This is a genomic window from Sodalis sp. RH19 (assembly GCF_047324215.1).
In the GTDB taxonomy this organism is placed as follows: domain Bacteria; phylum Pseudomonadota; class Gammaproteobacteria; order Enterobacterales; family Enterobacteriaceae; genus Acerihabitans.
This window is the reverse complement of the sequence record NZ_CP178734.1, coordinates 3,042,024-3,057,723: the sequence shown is the minus strand read 5'-3', so window position 1 is coordinate 3,057,723 and position 15,700 is coordinate 3,042,024. Positions and strand designations below refer to the sequence as shown.

At 58.7% G+C, this 15,700-nt stretch carries 17 protein-coding genes; 10 read left to right on the top strand and 7 right to left on the bottom strand.

Features of this window, described 5'->3' with window-relative positions:
* Positions 1 to 50: 50 nt before the first annotated feature.
* The 6 genes from alsB to ACL2XF_RS13875 all read right to left on the bottom strand — a co-directional run bounded on the left by alsB (position 51) and on the right by ACL2XF_RS13875 (position 5,249).
* Complete coding sequence (alsB, locus tag ACL2XF_RS13900) at positions 51 to 986, bottom strand: D-allose transporter substrate-binding protein (RefSeq protein WP_410016069.1); 936 nt, start codon at positions 984 to 986, stop codon at positions 51 to 53.
* A 21-nt stretch (positions 987 to 1,007) separates the two neighbouring features.
* Positions 1,008 to 1,895, bottom strand: coding sequence for a transcriptional repressor AlsR (gene alsR, locus ACL2XF_RS13895; RefSeq protein WP_410016068.1), 888 nt, complete (start codon positions 1,893 to 1,895; stop codon positions 1,008 to 1,010).
* Between the two features lie 562 nt (positions 1,896 to 2,457).
* Positions 2,458 to 2,928 (bottom strand): ferric iron uptake transcriptional regulator, encoded by a 471-nt coding sequence (fur, locus tag ACL2XF_RS13890; RefSeq protein WP_410016067.1) that lies wholly within the window; start codon positions 2,926 to 2,928, stop codon positions 2,458 to 2,460.
* Positions 2,929 to 3,283: 355 nt separating this feature from the next.
* Positions 3,284 to 3,799: a flavodoxin FldA gene (gene fldA / locus ACL2XF_RS13885; protein ID WP_410016066.1), complete on the bottom strand. Its 516-nt coding sequence runs from the start codon at positions 3,797 to 3,799 to the stop codon at positions 3,284 to 3,286.
* A 178-nt stretch (positions 3,800 to 3,977) separates the two neighbouring features.
* Positions 3,978 to 4,277, bottom strand: coding sequence for a LexA regulated protein (gene ybfE, locus ACL2XF_RS13880; RefSeq protein WP_410016065.1), 300 nt, complete (start codon positions 4,275 to 4,277; stop codon positions 3,978 to 3,980).
* 207 nt (positions 4,278 to 4,484) lie between these two features.
* The gene (locus ACL2XF_RS13875) at positions 4,485 to 5,249 is read right to left on the bottom strand and encodes an alpha/beta fold hydrolase (protein ID WP_413727054.1); all 765 of its coding nucleotides are present in this window, start codon (positions 5,247 to 5,249) and stop codon (positions 4,485 to 4,487) included.
* A gap of 203 nt (positions 5,250 to 5,452) precedes the next feature.
* On the opposite strand from ACL2XF_RS13875, the gene seqA reads away from it, so the two are divergent.
* The 4 genes from seqA to ACL2XF_RS13855 all read left to right on the top strand — a co-directional run bounded on the left by seqA (position 5,453) and on the right by ACL2XF_RS13855 (position 8,779).
* Positions 5,453 to 5,986 (top strand): replication initiation negative regulator SeqA, encoded by a 534-nt coding sequence (seqA, locus tag ACL2XF_RS13870; protein WP_413727053.1) that lies wholly within the window; start codon positions 5,453 to 5,455, stop codon positions 5,984 to 5,986.
* Between the two features lie 27 nt (positions 5,987 to 6,013).
* Positions 6,014 to 7,657: a phosphoglucomutase (alpha-D-glucose-1,6-bisphosphate-dependent) gene (gene pgm / locus ACL2XF_RS13865; protein WP_410016062.1), complete on the top strand. Its 1,644-nt coding sequence runs from the start codon at positions 6,014 to 6,016 to the stop codon at positions 7,655 to 7,657.
* Positions 7,658 to 7,887: 230 nt separating this feature from the next.
* Entirely contained in the window at positions 7,888 to 8,487 is a 600-nt protein-coding gene (locus ACL2XF_RS13860; RefSeq protein WP_410016061.1) for a PadR family transcriptional regulator, read from the top strand.
* Positions 8,474 to 8,779, top strand: a complete 306-nt coding sequence (locus ACL2XF_RS13855) for a DUF3861 domain-containing protein (protein WP_413727052.1) — start codon at positions 8,474 to 8,476, stop codon at positions 8,777 to 8,779. The genes ACL2XF_RS13860 and ACL2XF_RS13855 overlap by 14 nt, the downstream gene beginning before the upstream one ends.
* A 20-nt stretch (positions 8,780 to 8,799) precedes the next feature.
* Here ACL2XF_RS13855 and kdpE read toward each other — a convergent pair whose 3' ends face one another.
* A complete protein-coding gene (gene kdpE / locus ACL2XF_RS13850) occupies positions 8,800 to 9,480 on the bottom strand; it encodes a two-component system response regulator KdpE (RefSeq protein WP_410016599.1) in 681 nt (226 codons plus the stop codon).
* Between the two features lie 361 nt (positions 9,481 to 9,841).
* Here kdpE and ACL2XF_RS13845 point away from each other — a divergent pair, with 361 nt between their 5' ends.
* From ACL2XF_RS13845 to pxpA, 6 genes are all read left to right on the top strand, one after another.
* Positions 9,842 to 10,795 carry a YbgA family protein gene (locus ACL2XF_RS13845; RefSeq protein WP_410016059.1) on the top strand — a complete coding sequence of 318 codons (954 nt, stop codon included), beginning with the start codon at positions 9,842 to 9,844 and terminating at the stop codon, positions 10,793 to 10,795.
* Positions 10,796 to 10,825: 30 nt separating this feature from the next.
* Entirely contained in the window at positions 10,826 to 12,271 is a 1,446-nt protein-coding gene (gene phrB, locus ACL2XF_RS13840) for a deoxyribodipyrimidine photo-lyase (RefSeq protein WP_413727051.1), read from the top strand.
* 35 nt (positions 12,272 to 12,306) lie between these two features.
* Positions 12,307 to 13,050, top strand: a complete 744-nt coding sequence (locus tag ACL2XF_RS13835; protein WP_410016057.1) for a type 2 GTP cyclohydrolase I — start codon at positions 12,307 to 12,309, stop codon at positions 13,048 to 13,050.
* Between the two features lie 137 nt (positions 13,051 to 13,187).
* The gene (gene pxpB / locus ACL2XF_RS13830) at positions 13,188 to 13,844 is read left to right on the top strand and encodes a 5-oxoprolinase subunit PxpB (protein ID WP_413727050.1); all 657 of its coding nucleotides are present in this window, start codon (positions 13,188 to 13,190) and stop codon (positions 13,842 to 13,844) included.
* Positions 13,838 to 14,821, top strand: a complete 984-nt coding sequence (gene pxpC / locus ACL2XF_RS13825; protein ID WP_413727049.1) for a 5-oxoprolinase subunit PxpC — start codon at positions 13,838 to 13,840, stop codon at positions 14,819 to 14,821. The genes pxpB and pxpC overlap by 7 nt, the downstream gene beginning before the upstream one ends.
* Positions 14,821 to 15,552 carry a 5-oxoprolinase subunit PxpA gene (gene pxpA / locus ACL2XF_RS13820; RefSeq protein ID WP_410016054.1) on the top strand — a complete coding sequence of 244 codons (732 nt, stop codon included), beginning with the start codon at positions 14,821 to 14,823 and terminating at the stop codon, positions 15,550 to 15,552. Before pxpC ends, pxpA begins: the two co-directional genes overlap by 1 nt.
* Positions 15,553 to 15,700: the final 148 nt, after the last annotated feature.

The window sequence follows — 15,700 nt, the reverse complement described above, 5'->3', positions numbered from 1 at the left end:
TCCGGATTAATGACAAGACGGCGGGAATAGGCGGTCTTGCGGCACCTGGACTATTTGGTGACTAATATAGAATCGACGGTTTCAATTTTCGGCTGGGCATCAAGCGCAATCAGCTTGCCCGCTTTCACCGTATTCACCAGGATGGCCAGGCCGTTGGCGCCGATTTCCGCCGGATTCTGGGCCACGGTGGCGGTCATCATGCCCTGGGCGACCATCTTGCGCGCCTCGGGAATACCGTCGGTGCCGACCACCAGGATCTTGCCGGTCTGTCCCGCGTTGGCCACCGCCTGCGCCACGCCCATCGCCATGGTATCGTTGGCGCAGTAGAAGGCCTTCAGCTGGGGATGACGTTGCAGCACATTGGTCGCCACGTCCAGCGCCTTGATGCGATCCCAATCCGCCGGCTGGCTGGCCACCAGCTTGATATGGCTGTTGGCCTTGAACTCCGCGGTCGCGCCGTTGCGCCGCGCCTCGCCCGAGGCGTTGCCGGCCTTGCCTTCGATAATGGCCACTTCGCCGCCCTGGGCGCCCAAGCTATCGATAATAAATTTGGCGCCTTTCGCGCCGACCGCGACATTATCGGTGGTGATAAAGGCTTCGACGTTGCCTTTGGCCTTGGCCAGGCTGGCTAAATCGATTTTTTCGTCGAGGTTAACCAGGTGAATCCCTTTCTGATAAGCCTTGGCGACGGGAATCACCAGATTCACCGCCGATAAAGGCGCAAAGGCGATGCCTTTATAATTCTTATTGGTTAAATCCTCGAATAGTTGTAATTGCGATTGGAAGTCGCCTTCCGACGGTGACGCGAATATATCCACCGTCACGCCGAGATCCTGGGCTTTTTTCTCAATGCCTTGTTTCATCTCTACCCAGAAAGGGTTGGATAATGTTTTAAGAACAACGGCGTAATCGGCTGCCGCGTGGACCACGGTGGACAACATCAGGCCACAGGCGGCGCCACCGGCCAATTTAAGAAATTTATTCATTATTCTATCTCCAAAAGAGAATTATTTATAATCACGCTTCAGGTACTTGGTAATGGAACTCGTTTTTTCCAGGTTTTTATTCGCCAGCTCGATATCCTGCCGCGCTACCGAGACATAAAACGCATCCAGCAGCGTAAGCTGCAAAATACGGGCCGAAGCGTTTCTGCCTAATAACGGCGTTTCCGGCGCCGGTGAACAAATATTAAAATCAGCCAGCTGGGCTATGGGGGAATTGCTGCTATGGGTAATACAAATGATCTTGGCCCCATTATCCTTGGCAATCGACACCACCCGTTTCAGATCGCTGGTGCGGCCCGAATGGGATACCACCAACGCCACATCGCCCGGTTGCAACAGGGAGGCCGACATCATCATCAAATGCGCGTCCAGGTAGGCATTGCAACGCAAGCCGATTTTCAGGAATTTATGCTGCACGTCCGCGCAAATGGAATTAGAGCCGCCGACGCCGTACAGCTCGCGCTGATGGCCGGCAAAAAAGCATTGGGCCGCCTGCTGGATGACGTTGGCGTCGACTATCGCCTGGCCTTCGACAATGGTGCGTACGGTCAGGTTAAACACTTTGTTGACCACATCCTCCGGGCTGTCGGTGGGCGAGAGTTCGGCGGTGATATCATGGTCGGCATGATCGAAGTACTCGACGATGGCGCTGCGCAGCTGGCGAAAGCCGCTGAAACCGAGAATTTTCGACACCTTGACAATCATGGCTTCCGACAGGCCCAGACTCAGGGCCACCTCTTTGATCCCCGAGACGTCGGTGAGGTTGCCGGGAGATAAAAACCACTCCACTATCCGGCTTTCGTTTTCAGTCATGCCTTCTTGTTTAATACGAATATAAGGAGCAATGCCTATGCCGCGCGGCATATCGTTTTGCAGTTCCGCATCATTCATCTGGACTATCTCTGGTGATTAACATTGCCTGTCACTATATCACCATGGCGAAAGTTTAAAATCTGCTGCGAACTTCACGTTTTTTATTAATTTATAAATTTACTTTTTGTGTAAAAATCGAGTCACCGATACGGGTTAATCTCAGGAAGGTATTTTTGGCTATATTAATTCAATAAAATCATATAATTAAAATATATCTTTTGTTGTCGCTTACTGCTGACAGCGAAAAATAGCTTTATCATCAGATTCACAGAATAATTTACCTGGTGAAAAAATCGCAATAAAAACGTTGTATTTTCAATGGATTACGCAGATGAGCCCAAAAAGGCGTCCCAGGGCCTCTATTTATTCTTTATTTATTTTTATTTTCTGTGAAGTTTTCTGAAGTTTGCCGGCGGTGAGCACGGCGGTGATTGGCGGATACGACGCTTGTCGACGCGCTTCGGGAAGGAAACGTTATCAGGGAAGGGGACGGGCGGCGTTTAGCCTCATTGAAAAAATCGTTGCAGGGTGAGAAAGCGGCGCGATAACAGCCGCTTTGGAGAAACGGACCGCGCCGCGGTTATTCTTTTACGCCGTTGAGCATATCGGCGTGATCGTGCAGCGTTTCGTCTTCGCGGCAGTTGCCGATTTCACAATGCCCATACAGATATAAACTATGGTTGGTCAGCTTGATATTGTGCCTTTTGGCAATATCACGCTGGCGCGCTTCGATGAACTCGTCGCGAAATTCGATAACCTTGCCGCAGTCCAGACAGATCAGGTGGTCATGATGATACTGTTGCGTCAGTTCAAAAACGGATTTGCCGCCTTCAAAATTGTGGCGGGTTACGATACCGGCGTCGTCAAATTGGTTTAGCACGCGATATACCGTGGCCAGGCCGATTTCCTCACCCATATCGATCAGTTTTTTGTACAGATCTTCCGCACTGACGTGATGGCATTCCGGATCTTGCAACACTTCCAGAATCTTCAGTCTGGGAAGGGTGACTTTCAGGCCGGCCTTCTTCAATGCAATATTATTGTCAGTCATGCGGGTTTAGTCCTGTTACTTTGATAATCTGATTGTAGGCTAACTTAGCCTATAACATCGGTCGGCCCGAAAAATGTGACGCCGTCTCATTATAAGACTGCCTGTCCAAAATGAAAACCGCGCCTTGTTAACAACTATAGCCCGTTTCAGGGGGCGAATTCTGCAACATTTTGCTAAAAAGGGTGGAACCGCTGCGCTATTGTACCGCGTTGTGGATAAAAGTTAAAAACTTGTATCTATTAATTTGAAAGGATTTAGTTATCAGTGAGGTTGGCGGCGCCGTCCCGACGCCATGACGGCAACCGATTCCCTTGCCGGGCGCCGCGGCGGCGGCACCCTCCCGCACGGCCTTACTTTAGCTGAGCTGCAATTCAGCGCTGATTTGCTTCACCCAGCCGTCCACGCGTTCATTGGTCAGCTCGGGCTGGCGGTCTTCGTCAATGGCCAGGCCGATGAAGTGATTGTCGTCCGCCAGTCCTTTCGACGCTTCGAAATGATAGCCGGCGGTGGGCCAGTGACCGACGATGGTCGCGCCGTTGGGCTCGATAATGTCGCGAATGGTGCCCATGGCGTCACAGAAATATTCGGCGTAATCCTCCTGATCGCCACAGCCGAACAGCGCCACTTTTTTGCCGGAGAAATCTATTTCTTCCAGGGTGGGGAAAAAATCATCCCAGTCACATTGCGCTTCGCCGTAATACCAGGTCGGGATGCCGAGCAGCAGGGTGTCGAACCGCGCCAGGTCTTCTTTACTGCTTTTGGCAATGTCATGAACTTCGGCAACATCCGCACCCAGTTGCTTCTGAATCATTTTGGCAATATTTTCGGTATTGCCGGTGTCACTGCCAAAAAAAATGCCTACAGTTGCCATGAATTTGAAAACCTCTTAAATATTATGGATATGTTCCGTAACAGAATCAGCGATGCTCTGCGGCAATCATAGCAGACCCTTATGCGGGGAGAAACTCGCCGGCCGGGTTTTGTCGCAAATTTGCCCCGTCCGCGGCCTTGGGCCCTGGACGGGATGGCGCTTTACCGGGCCGGCAAGTTTATTCCGGATGCGGATCCGCGCCTTGTTGCCGTTCAAGCTCGGCCAGTAAAATCAATTCGATCAGCTCGCTGCGCGACAGGTTTTGCCGGTAGGCCAGCTCATTTAACGCATCCACCGCCTCGGCGTTGATTTTCAGCTCCACCCGGCGCAGGCCGCGCTTTTTATCCCGGCGCAGCTGGTTACGCTTGTTGATGCGCAACTGCTCATCGCGGGACAGGGGGTTCGTCTTCGGTCTTCCCGGGCGCCGCTCATCGATAAATAAATCCAGGGTGGTGCGGTCCGTTTGTTCTTTTGCCATAGGTCATGAAGGGATTGTGCATCAAGAAGCAGGCGGGCAAACCCCGTCCGGCGGCGTGGCTGGCTACGCCGCCGGACGCGCATCGCCCGTAACGTTATGTTTTATGTACGCCGGGGCTGCCATAAAACACAGCGGGCCATGTTACCCCAGCCCGGTAGCAAACGACAATATTAAACTCGCGGGCGCTAACCCCGGCGGCGGCCCGGCCTATGCTTCCAGGAAACGGGCCAGGGCGCGCATGACCGCCGCGGGTTTCTCCGCATGAACCCAATGACCGGCGCCGGCGACCACATGCGCCCGCGCCCGGGGGAACTGGCGTTGGATCGCCTGGCGGTAACTGTCATCCAGATAAGGCGATTTTTCACCGCGGATAAACAGCGCCGGCCCTAGCCAGGGCGCCGACTCCCGCCAGCCGATAAGCGCCGGATAGTTATCCCACAGCGCCTCGACGTTAAACCGCCACCGGCCCTGGTGAAAGGATTTCAGCAAAAACTGGATGGTTTCCTCATCAAGGGCGTCATGGCGCATGAGCGCCGCCGCCTCCGTGCGCTGTGTGACGCCCGCCGCCTCGACGCGCCTGAGCGCGGCGAAGACGTTGTCATGGTGACGGGTGGGGTAGGCCACCGGCGCCATATCGATAACCGCCAGACGCGCAACGCGGCCGGGCGCCTGGGCGGCGAGGGTCATGGCGACCTTGCCGCCCATGGAATGGCCGATGAGGTGACCGGCGTCGATATGCAACGCATCAAGCAATTCGATCACGTCCCGGCTCATGGCGGCGTAACCGGCATCGTGGTCATGGGGGGACAAGCCGTGATTGCGCAGATCAATCTGCAGGGTGGCGTGGTGTTCCCCAAGCGGCCTGGCCAGCACGCCCAGGTTATCAAGGCTACCGAACAGCCCGTGCAGCAATATCACCGGCAGTGCTTCACCCGGCTGCCGGGCAGGTTGCAGACGATAGTGTAATTTCATCCTGATCCTCATGGCGATAACAGAGCCTGATAGCCTATCATGAGTTATCCGTCCCGCGGCCGTAAAAAAACCGGCGGCGCCAGGAAGGCCCTCGGGGGAAATTCCGACTTTTTACCGAAGCCGGATACTAGCGCTATTCGCGGGGCAGGTTTAGCTTGTATAATCCTTTTGATTGATTTATGAGAAGAAAGCCCCGGATAAAGATGAAAACAATTGAAGTCGACGAAGACCTTTACCGCTATATCGCCAGCCATACGCAGCATATCGGCGAAAGCGCCTCGGATATTTTACGCCGGATGCTGAAATTTAATGCTCAGGCCAGCGCCGCAGCGCGCAGCGCGCCGCCCCCGGAAACCCCCCTCAAGGCGGAGGCCGCGTCGGCGACCCGCGATCGCGTGCGCGCCATGCGTGAGCTCCTCCTTTCCGACAGCTACGCCGAGCAGCGCAAGGCGGTTGATCGTTTTATGCTGGTGCTGTCCACCCTGTATAGCCTGTCGCCCGCCGAATTTACCGAGGCGGCGGATATCCTGCACGGCCGCACCCGTACTTATTTTGCCGCTGATGAGCAGACATTATTGCAAAATGGCAGCCATACTAAACCCAAGCAGGTAGCGCAAACGCCCTACTGGGTTATCACCAACACCAACACCGATCGTAAACGGAGCATGGTGGAACACATTATGCTGGCAATGCAGTTCCCCGTGGAACTGACCGATAAAGTTTGCGGTACCATTTGATCAACAGCAGGCAAGGGAGAAGCACCGATGGCTAATAGCCCCCGCGCCGGGCAGCCCGCCCGGCAAAGCGATTTAATCAATGTCGCGCAGTTAACCTCGCAGTATTATGTGTTGCGTCCGGAGCCGGGCAACACCGCGCATGCGGTAAAATTCGGTACTTCAGGCCATCGCGGCAGCGCGGGGCGCCACAGTTTCAATGAAGCCCATATCCTGGCCATCAGCCAGGCCATTGCCGAAGAGCGCGCCAGGCAGGGCGTTACCGGCCCGTGTTATGTGGGCAAGGACACCCATGCGCTGTCCGAACCGGCGTTTATTTCGGTATTGGAAGTACTCAGCGCCAACGGCGTGGAAATCATCGTCCAGCAGGACAACGGCTTTACCCCGACGCCGGCGGTGTCCAACGCCATCCTGACGCACAATCGCGCCGGCGGCGCCCAGGCCGACGGCATTGTCATCACCCCGTCCCATAATCCGCCGGAAGATGGCGGCATCAAATACAATCCGCCTAACGGCGGACCGGCGGACACGAATCTGACCAAAGTGATCGAAGAGCGCGCCAATGCCCTGCTGGCGGACGATTTGCGCGGCGTTAAGCGCCAGTCGCTGGACGCGGCCTGGAACAGCGGCCATATCCATGCGCAGGATCTGGTGCAGTCCTATGTGGCGGGGCTGGCCGAGGTCGTGGACATGGCGGCCATCAAAAAAGCGGGACTGAAACTGGGCGTCGATCCGCTGGGCGGGTCCGGCATTGCCTATTGGCAGCGCATCGCCGAGCATTACCAACTTGATTTGACGCTGGTGAACGAGCAAATCGACCAGACCTTCCGCTTTATGTATCTCGACCACGACGGCATTATCCGCATGGACTGTTCGTCCCAATGGGCCATGACCGGCCTGCTGTCGCTGCGTGATAAGTTCGACCTGGCCCTGGCCAACGATCCGGATTACGATCGGCACGGCATCGTTACCCCGGCGGGTCTTATGAACCCCAATCATTTCCTGGCGGTGGCGATCAACTACCTGTTCCAGCACCGTCCGCAGTGGGGCGCCGACGTGGCGGTGGGCAAAACCCTGGTCTCCAGTGAAATGATTGACCGGGTGGTGGCCGATCTGGGCCGCCGTCTGGTGGAAGTGCCCGTCGGGTTTAAATGGTTTGTCGACGGCCTGTTCGACGGCACCCTGGGTTTTGGCGGCGAAGAGAGCGCCGGCGCCTCGTTCCTGCGTTTTGACGGCAAGCCCTGGTCCACGGATAAAGACGGTATCATTATGTGCCTGCTGGCGGCGGAAATTACCGCGGTCACCGGTAAAAATCCCCAGCAGCACTATGATGAACTGGCGCAACGTTTCGGCGCGCCCAGCTATAACCGCATCCAGGCGTCGGCCACCCACGCGCAGAAGGCCGTTTTGGCCAAGCTGTCGCCTGAAATGGTCTCTGCCAGCACCCTGGCCGGCGACCCCATCACCGCGCGCTTGACCGAGGCGCCCGGCAACGGCGCGTCCATCGGCGGCCTGAAGGTGATGACCAAAAACGGCTGGTTCGCCGCGCGGCCGTCCGGCACCGAGGAGGCCTACAAAATTTATTGCGAAAGCTTCCTGGGGCCTAAGCACCGGGAACAAATCGAACGCGAGGCGGTGGAAATCGTCGGCGAAGTACTGGCCGGGGCACAATAAGGCCCGCCCGGCGGTTGGCGCATCTCGCGCCGCCGCCATACCCGCCGTTACGGGGGAGCTTTCATTATCCAAGGCGCTGATTTATCAGCGCCTTTTTTTGCGTTTCAGCGCCGCCAGGCAGCCGGTGATACTGGCGCGCAGATAAAAAAATCCTCATTTAGATATATCTTTTATTGCTTTTTTCTTGTTATGCGTTAATTTAGATATATCTAAATAACCGGGAGAGAACCATGCTTTATCATCATCATTATGCCTTGCACGACCGTGGCGGTATGCATGGCGGCAGGGGACACCATGAGCGCCACGGGCACCATGACGGCGAACACAGGACGCAGCGTCTGTTCGGCCATGGCGATCTGCGCATGATCCTGCTGGCGCTGGTGGCCCGCAAACCCAGCTACGGCTATGAGCTGATCAAGGAAATCGAGCTGGCTTCTTCCGGGTTGTACATTCCCAGTCCAGGCGTAATTTACCCGACCCTGAGCCTGCTGGTGGATCAGGACTTCCTGATGTCGGTCACCGCCGAAGGCCAGAGCCGTAAGAACTACCAGATTACCCCGGCGGGCGAGGAAGAGCTGGCCGGGCATCAGGCGGCGATTACCGCCCTGTTCGAACGGCTCGCCCAGGCAGGCAAACGCGGGGAAGGCAGCCTGATCCCGGGCATAACCGACAGCATGCGGCAATTAAAGGGATTGTTACGCGGCAATATGCTGCGCGCCGATCTGACGCCGGCGCAGGTCGAGCGGATAAACACCGCCTTGCTGGAGGCGGTTAATACTATAGCGCAGGTGCTGGCGGCGCCGGCGGAGGAAAATCATGGCGGGATATAAATACAGAATTACCGTGGCGCCCATCGCCGATAAACACGGCCAGCCGCTGGAAATGCCCGCGCTGTCGTTCGAGGTTGAAAACCACGATGAAATCCTGGGCATCGTGACGCGTTTACAGGGGCGGGAGGATCTGGCCTTCGGACCTGAGAAAACCGCGTCTTTCGCCATCGGCCTCAAGCTGTTCTCGGAGGTGATGATGGAATATCGCAAACATCCCTTGTTTGCGCCGCTGCGTGAACCGTTTCGCGATTTTATGCAGTTGTTGAAGAAGGGACCGGGCGCGGCGGGTTAACGCCAGGCTGATACAGCCGCCTAGGGCATAAAACGGTAGCCGATGCCGGTCTCGGTCAGCAGGTGGTTGGGCTGGGCCGGATCCCGCTCCAGCTTTTGCCGCAGATGGCCCATGTAAATGCGCAGGTAATGGCTGTGTTCCACCGCGTTGGGCCCCCAGACCTCTCCCAGCAGATAACGTTGGGTGAGGACCTTGCCCTGATGGGCAATCAGGACGGCCAGCAGGCGGAATTCGATGGGCGTTAAATGCAACAGCTCGCCGTCACGTGTCACCTGGCGGTTGGCCAGATCCACGCTCACCGCCGCAAAATTCACCGTCGCGGGCTTTTCATCGCCGCGCAGCGGACGCCGGAGCGCGACGCGTACGCGCGCCAGCAGTTCCCCGATGCCGAAGGGCTTGGTCAGGTAATCCTCCGCGCCGGCGTCCAGAGCATCGATTTTATCCTGTTCGTCGCTTCTGGCCGACAGCACCACGACGCTGATTGAACTCCACAAGCGTAAATCGCGGATAAAATCCACGCCGTTGCCGTCCGGCAGCCCCAAATCGAGCATGATGAGATCCGGTTTACGGCTGGCCGCCTCGAGCAAGCCGCGCTCCATGGTGGCCGCCTCAAATACCCGGTAGCCTTCGCGTTCCAGCGCCTGGCGGACAAAACGGCGGATGGCGTCCTCATCTTCGATTATCAGGATATTGGCAGTCAGGGTGCTCACGTTTCCTCCTGTGGCGTCATAGCGGGCGGGCGCGTCCAGCGGCAGGGTAACATAAAAAAAGCGCCTGCTCGCCTGGGTATTATCCGCGTATATCCCCGCGCGGTGAATCTTTATCTCTATACGATCCCGCGTCGGCCGGGGAACATTGCCGCAACCGCGCAAAGCGTGCGGCGCGGCGCGTAAAATTACGCTAAACAAGACGCTTTATGGGCTAAAAAAGCGCACTCTTCGTGCTACGCCGGCATCGGCGGCCCGCGCTTTAACCCGCGGGACTTTTGTCGCAAACCCGCCGCGGGTCCGGGGATAATCGTCTACGCTTTGCTTAACGATCGATTATATGTGGGAGTCATGCATGGGCAATAAAATCCCCGTCGGCATCAGCGCCTGCCTGATGGGAGAAAAAGTCCGTTTTGACGGCGGACACCGCCGCTTCGCGTTTGCCATGGACGAACTGGCTCCCTACGTGCGTTTTGCGCCCATCTGCCCCGAAATGGCCATCGGTTTGCCCACCCCCCGGCCGGCGCTGCGTTTGGTCAGGGACGAGCAGGGCCGCATCGCCATGCGCACCGGCAAAAACCAAAACGACGACGATCTGACGCAGCCGATGCAGTCGTTTTCCGAGCAGCAGGTGCAAACGCTGGGCGATCTATGCGGGTACATCGTCTGCGCCAAATCGCCCAGTTGCGGAATGGAACGGGTCAGGGTGTACGATCGCGCCGGCGCGCGCAAAAACGGCGTCGGCCTGTATACCGGGGAACTGATGCGGCAATTGCCGTGGCTGCCGGTGGAGGAAGATGGCCGGCTGCACGACGCGCAACTGCGCGAGAATTTCGTCGCCAGGGTTTATACGCTGTACGAGTTTAATCAACTGCTGCAACAGCCCTTGACGCGCGGCGGGCTCATGGCGTTCCACAGCCGTTATAAATTGCTGCTGCTGGCTCATTCCCAGCCGCAGTACCGGCAGATAGGGCCGTTTGTCGCGGCCATGGATCGCTTTGCTACGCTTGAAAGTTTTGCCCTGGAATACCGTAACCGACTGATGGCGCTGCTGTCGAACAACGCCACACGGCCGAACCATACCAATGTCCTGATGCATGCGCAGGGCTACTTCCATCGTTACCTGACGCAAAAACAGCGCCAGGAGCTGACGTCGCTCATCGACAGCTACCGGCAGGGCATGCAGCCCCTGCTGGCGCCGATTACGCTGCTTAAGCATTATATGGCCGAATATCCTGACGCCTGGCTGGCGCAGCAACGCTATTTTGAACCCTATCCGGAAGCCCTGCGGCTACGTTACGGGCATTGACCGCCCTTCACCGTTATCAAGGAAGAACCCATGAAAACACATCTTGTCTGGCTGCGCGCGGATTTACGCCTCCACGATAACCCGGCGCTCTATGCCGCCTGCCGTGATCCTGACGCCAGGGTGCTGGCGGTTTATATCGCCACGCCGGAGCAATGGCGCCTGCACGGCATGGCGCCGCGCCAGGCGGCTTTCCTGCTGGATAATCTGGCGGCGCTGCGCCATGGCTTGACGGCGCGCGGCATTGCTTTGCATTACCATCAATGTCCCGATTTTAATGCCTCGGTGGCATGGCTCACGGATTTCTGCCGGCGGCAACAGGCTGACGCGCTGTTCTACAACTACCAGTACGAATTTAACGAGCAGCGGCGCGATCGCGCTCTGGAGCAGGCCCTGGACGGCCAGGTGATATGCCAGGGGTTTGATGACGGCACGCTGCTGCCGCCCGGCAGCGTGCGCACCGGCGACAGCGGCATGTATAAAGTGTTTACCCCGTTTCGCAACGCCTTTCTGCGCAAGCTGGCCGAGGCCGATCCGCAATGCCTGCCCGCGCCGTCGCGCCGGATAAACGCGGCGCCTGAGCCGGCGGACGGCCTGGCCCCGTTTGATTATCCCCGGCAGGCGCCGGGGGAGGCGTATCCCGCGGGCGAGGACGTCGCGCTGTCGCGGCTGCGTACCTTTTGCCATCAGCAAATGCAGGACTACCGCAAGATGCGCGATATTCCCTCCCAGGACGCCACCAGCAGGCTGTCCGCCTATCTGGCGCTGGGCGTACTCTCCCCGCGCCAGTGCTATAATCGCCTGCGCAGCGCTTATCCCCAGGTGCTGGAACATGCCGACAGCGGCGCGTTTACCTGGCTCAATGAGCTGATCTGGCGTGATTTTTATCGTCACCTGATCGTGGCATATCCCGCCCTATGCAAGCACCAGCCGTTTATCGGCTGGACCCGCCATGTGGCGTGGCGCCGGGATGACGTCCTGCTTGCCGCCTGGCAGCAGGGCAATACCGGCTACCCCATCGTCGATGCCGCCATGCGCCAGATGAACCAAACCGGATGGATGCATAACCGGCTGCGCATGATTACCGCCAGCTTCTTGGTAAAAGATCTGCTTATCGACTGGCGCGAAGGCGAGCGGTATTTTATCTCCCGGCTGATTGACGGCGACCTTGCCGCCAATAATGGCGGCTGGCAATGGGCCGCCTCCACCGGCACCGACGCCGCGCCGTATTTTCGTATTTTCAATCCCACCACCCAGGGACGCCGCTTCGATGAACAGGGCGTGTTTATCCGCCGCTGGCTGCCGGAGCTGGCGGCGGTGCCGGACAGCTATGTGCATGAACCTCACCGTTGGCCCGGGGCCGGCCACGCCGGACTGGATTATCCCCGGCCGATAGTTGATCATGGCAGCGCACGCCAAACCACCCTGGCGGCGTATCAAGCCGCCAAAAACCTGGGGCTGAGTTCCGGGACGGGGTAAACGTCGGGGTTCTTGCGACAGAAGGTATTCTCAGTATGCGTAACAATGAATTGGAACAACTTATCCATCGGCATCTCAACAGCGTTTCCTTCCAGGACTATGCGCCCAACGGCCTGCAGGTAGAGGGGCGCGCCGAGGTGCAACGTATCGTCACCGGCGTTACCGCCTGCCAGGCGCTGCTGGACGCGGCGGTGGAACATCATGCCGATGCGATTCTGGTGCATCACGGTTATTTCTGGAAGAATGAGCCGCCGGTCGTTACCGGCATGAAACGCCGGCGCCTGAAAACCCTGCTGGCGCACGATATCAATCTGTTTGCCTGGCATCTGCCCCTGGACGCCCATCCTGAGCTGGGCAACAACGCCCAACTGGCCGCCTTGCTGGATATCAGCGTCAAGGGACAGCTGGAGCCGCTGGTGCCGTGGGGTGAGTTGAATCCCGCCGTCAGCGCGCAGGAGCTCCTTCGCCGGTTGGAAATGCGCCTTGAGCGCGAGGTATTGCACTGCGGCGATAACGCGCCGGCGCTGATCGCGCGCCTGGCCTGGTGTACCGGCGGCGGGCAGGGGTTTATCGAACAGGCGGCGCGCGCGGGGATGGATGCGTTTATAACCGGCGAAGTGTCGGAGCAAACCATCCATACCGCCCGGGAAATGGGCCTGCATTTTTTTGCCGCCGGCCATCACGCCACCGAACGGGGCGGCATCAAGGCGCTGGGCGACTGGCTGGCGCGAACGCATGGTTTTGACGTGACGTTTATCGATATTCCCAATCCGGCTTGACCGGCGGCTATTACATTTTGCCCGGAAACGCTTTACAGTACCTGCAAATAAACCATTGGTTAACCGGCTTATAATTTTCTTAAAAAGTACATAGCGAAACCGTAGCCGGCGCCGAAACAGGTCTTCAGGAGGTCTGGTTGCAACGGGCTAGATGTTATTTATTAGGTGAGCGCGCCGTGGTGCTTGAGCTGGAACCCCCGGTTACCCTGGCGAGCCAGCGGCGGATCTGGGGGCTGGCCGCACGTCTGGCGCACCACGACGAGGTGCGCGAGGCCATTCCCGGCATGAATAATCTCACCGTGCTGCTGACCCATCCCCAGCAGTCGGCGCTGGATGCCATCGAGCGTTTGCAAATGTGGTGGGAAGAGAGCGATGCCATCATTCCCGAAGCGCGCGAGGTGGAGATTCCGGTGGTTTACGGTGGCGAAAGCGGCCCGGATTTAGCCTGGGTGGCGGAGCAAACCGGCCTGTCGCCGCGGCAGGTGGTGGAGCGCCATGCGGGCGCGGCGTATATCGTCTATTTTCTGGGTTTCCAGCCGGGATTTCCCTATCTGGGCGAATTGCCGGAGATCCTGGCCGTCCCTCGCCGCGCCGAGCCGCGCTTGTCCGTACCGGCGGGGTCGGTCGGCATCGGTGGTAAACAGACCGGGGTTTATCCGCTGGCCACACCCGGCGGCTGGCAAATTATCGGCCGCACGCCGCTTAAGCTGTTTGACCCGCTGAACACATCGCCGACGCTGCTGCTGCCCGGTGATAATGTGCGCTTCGTGCCGCAAAAGGAGGGCGTATGTTGAAGGTTATACACGCCGGCATGATGACCGCCGTCCAGGACGGGGGGCGCACCGGCTACCGTAACCTTGGCATCAGCCAGGGCGGGGTGCTTGATCTGCCGGCCATGCAAATGGCCAATCTGCTGGTGGGCAATGACGCGCAAGCCGCCGTGCTGGAAATTACCCTTGGCCAATTCAGTGCCGATATTACCGCCTCGGGCTGGGTGGCCCTGACCGGCGCGGATTGCCATGCGCAATTGGATGGCCAACCGGTCTGGACCGGCTGGCGCTTCAAGGTCCAACCTGGCCAGACATTGAAGCTGGGAACGCCGAAACACGGCATGCGCAGCTATCTGGCGGTGTCCGGCGGCTTCGACGTGCCGGTGGTGCTTAACTCACGCAGCACCGATCTGAAAGCGGGATTCGGCGGCCACCAGGGCCGGATGATTGGCGACGGCGATGTACTGCGCGCCGGCCAGCCGCGATATCAGCCGACCCGGCAAATGGGTATCAGGCAACTGCTGTTCGGCAACCGGGTGCGCGCGTTGCCCGGCCCTGAATACCGTGAATTCAGCGCTGACTCCCAGGATGCCTTCTGGCGTTCCAGCTGGCAGCTCAGCCCCCAAAGCAATCGCATGGGGTATCGCCTGCAGGGCCCGACGCTTATCCGCAATACCGATCGCGAGCTGTTTTCGCATGGTTTGCTGCCGGGAGTAGTGCAGGTACCGCACGGCGGCCAGCCTATCGTGCTGATGGCTGACGCCCAGACTACCGGCGGCTACCCCCGTATTGCCTGCGTTATTGCCGCCGATCTGTTCCATCTGGCGCAGATCCGCCTGGGCGAGCCGATCCATTTTATCCAGTGTACGCTGGAAGAGGCCCAGGGGGCCTGGCTCGATCAGCAGCGTTACCTGGAGCAGATCGCCTGGCAGCTTGAACTTACCCGGCAGCAGGAGGTACCGTCTACGCCGCCGGCCGGAACACACGCAAAGGTGAACTAATGGATCTCAACGCCGATTTGGGTGAAGGCGGCGCGCACGATGAAGCGTTGCTGCAGCTGATAAGCTCGGCCAATATCGCCTGTGGATTTCATGCCGGCGATGCGGACACCATGCGCCAGTCGGTAACCTGGGCGCTGCGCTATGGCGTCGCCATCGGCGCCCACCCAAGCTTTGCGGATCGCGAAAACTTCGGCCGCAGCGCGATGGCGCTGCCGGCGGAAACCGTTTATGCCCAGGTGGTGTATCAACTGGGCGCGCTTGCGGCTATCACCCGTGCGCAGGGAGGGCGTATGGTCCATGTCAAACCGCATGGCATGCTCTATAACCAGGCCGCGCGCGATCCGGCCCTGGCGCAGGCCATCGCCCGCGCGGTCAAAGACGTCGACCCATCCCTGCGCCTGGTGGGCCTGGCGGGGAGCGAACTGATCAAGGCCGGCGAGCGCCTGGGGCTTACCGTCAGGCACGAGGTCTTCGCCGATCGCCATTACCGCCGGGATGGCAGCCTGGTGCCTCGCGGCGAGCCGGACGCGCTGATTACCGACCCGGACCAGGCCCTGGCGCGTACGCTGGAGATGGTACGCCAGAACCGGGTCCGCACGCCTGCGGGCGAGTGGATCAGGCTGCGGGCGGATACCGTCTGCCTGCATGGCGACGGCCCCCACGCGCTGGCGTTTGCCCGGCGCATACACGCCTGTTTTCTCGACCAGGGCATCCCCATCGCCGCGTCATGACCGCGCGCTTGCCCCGCTGACCAGGGATGGCCGCCGGATCAGCGGCGCCGCGTTATTACCCTCTTGTCTTCTATAGGTATTCCCTATCTCCCGCGCCGCTGATTTATTGGTAATCTGACGCCCATGGGCCCGTTGTGCCACTCATTCT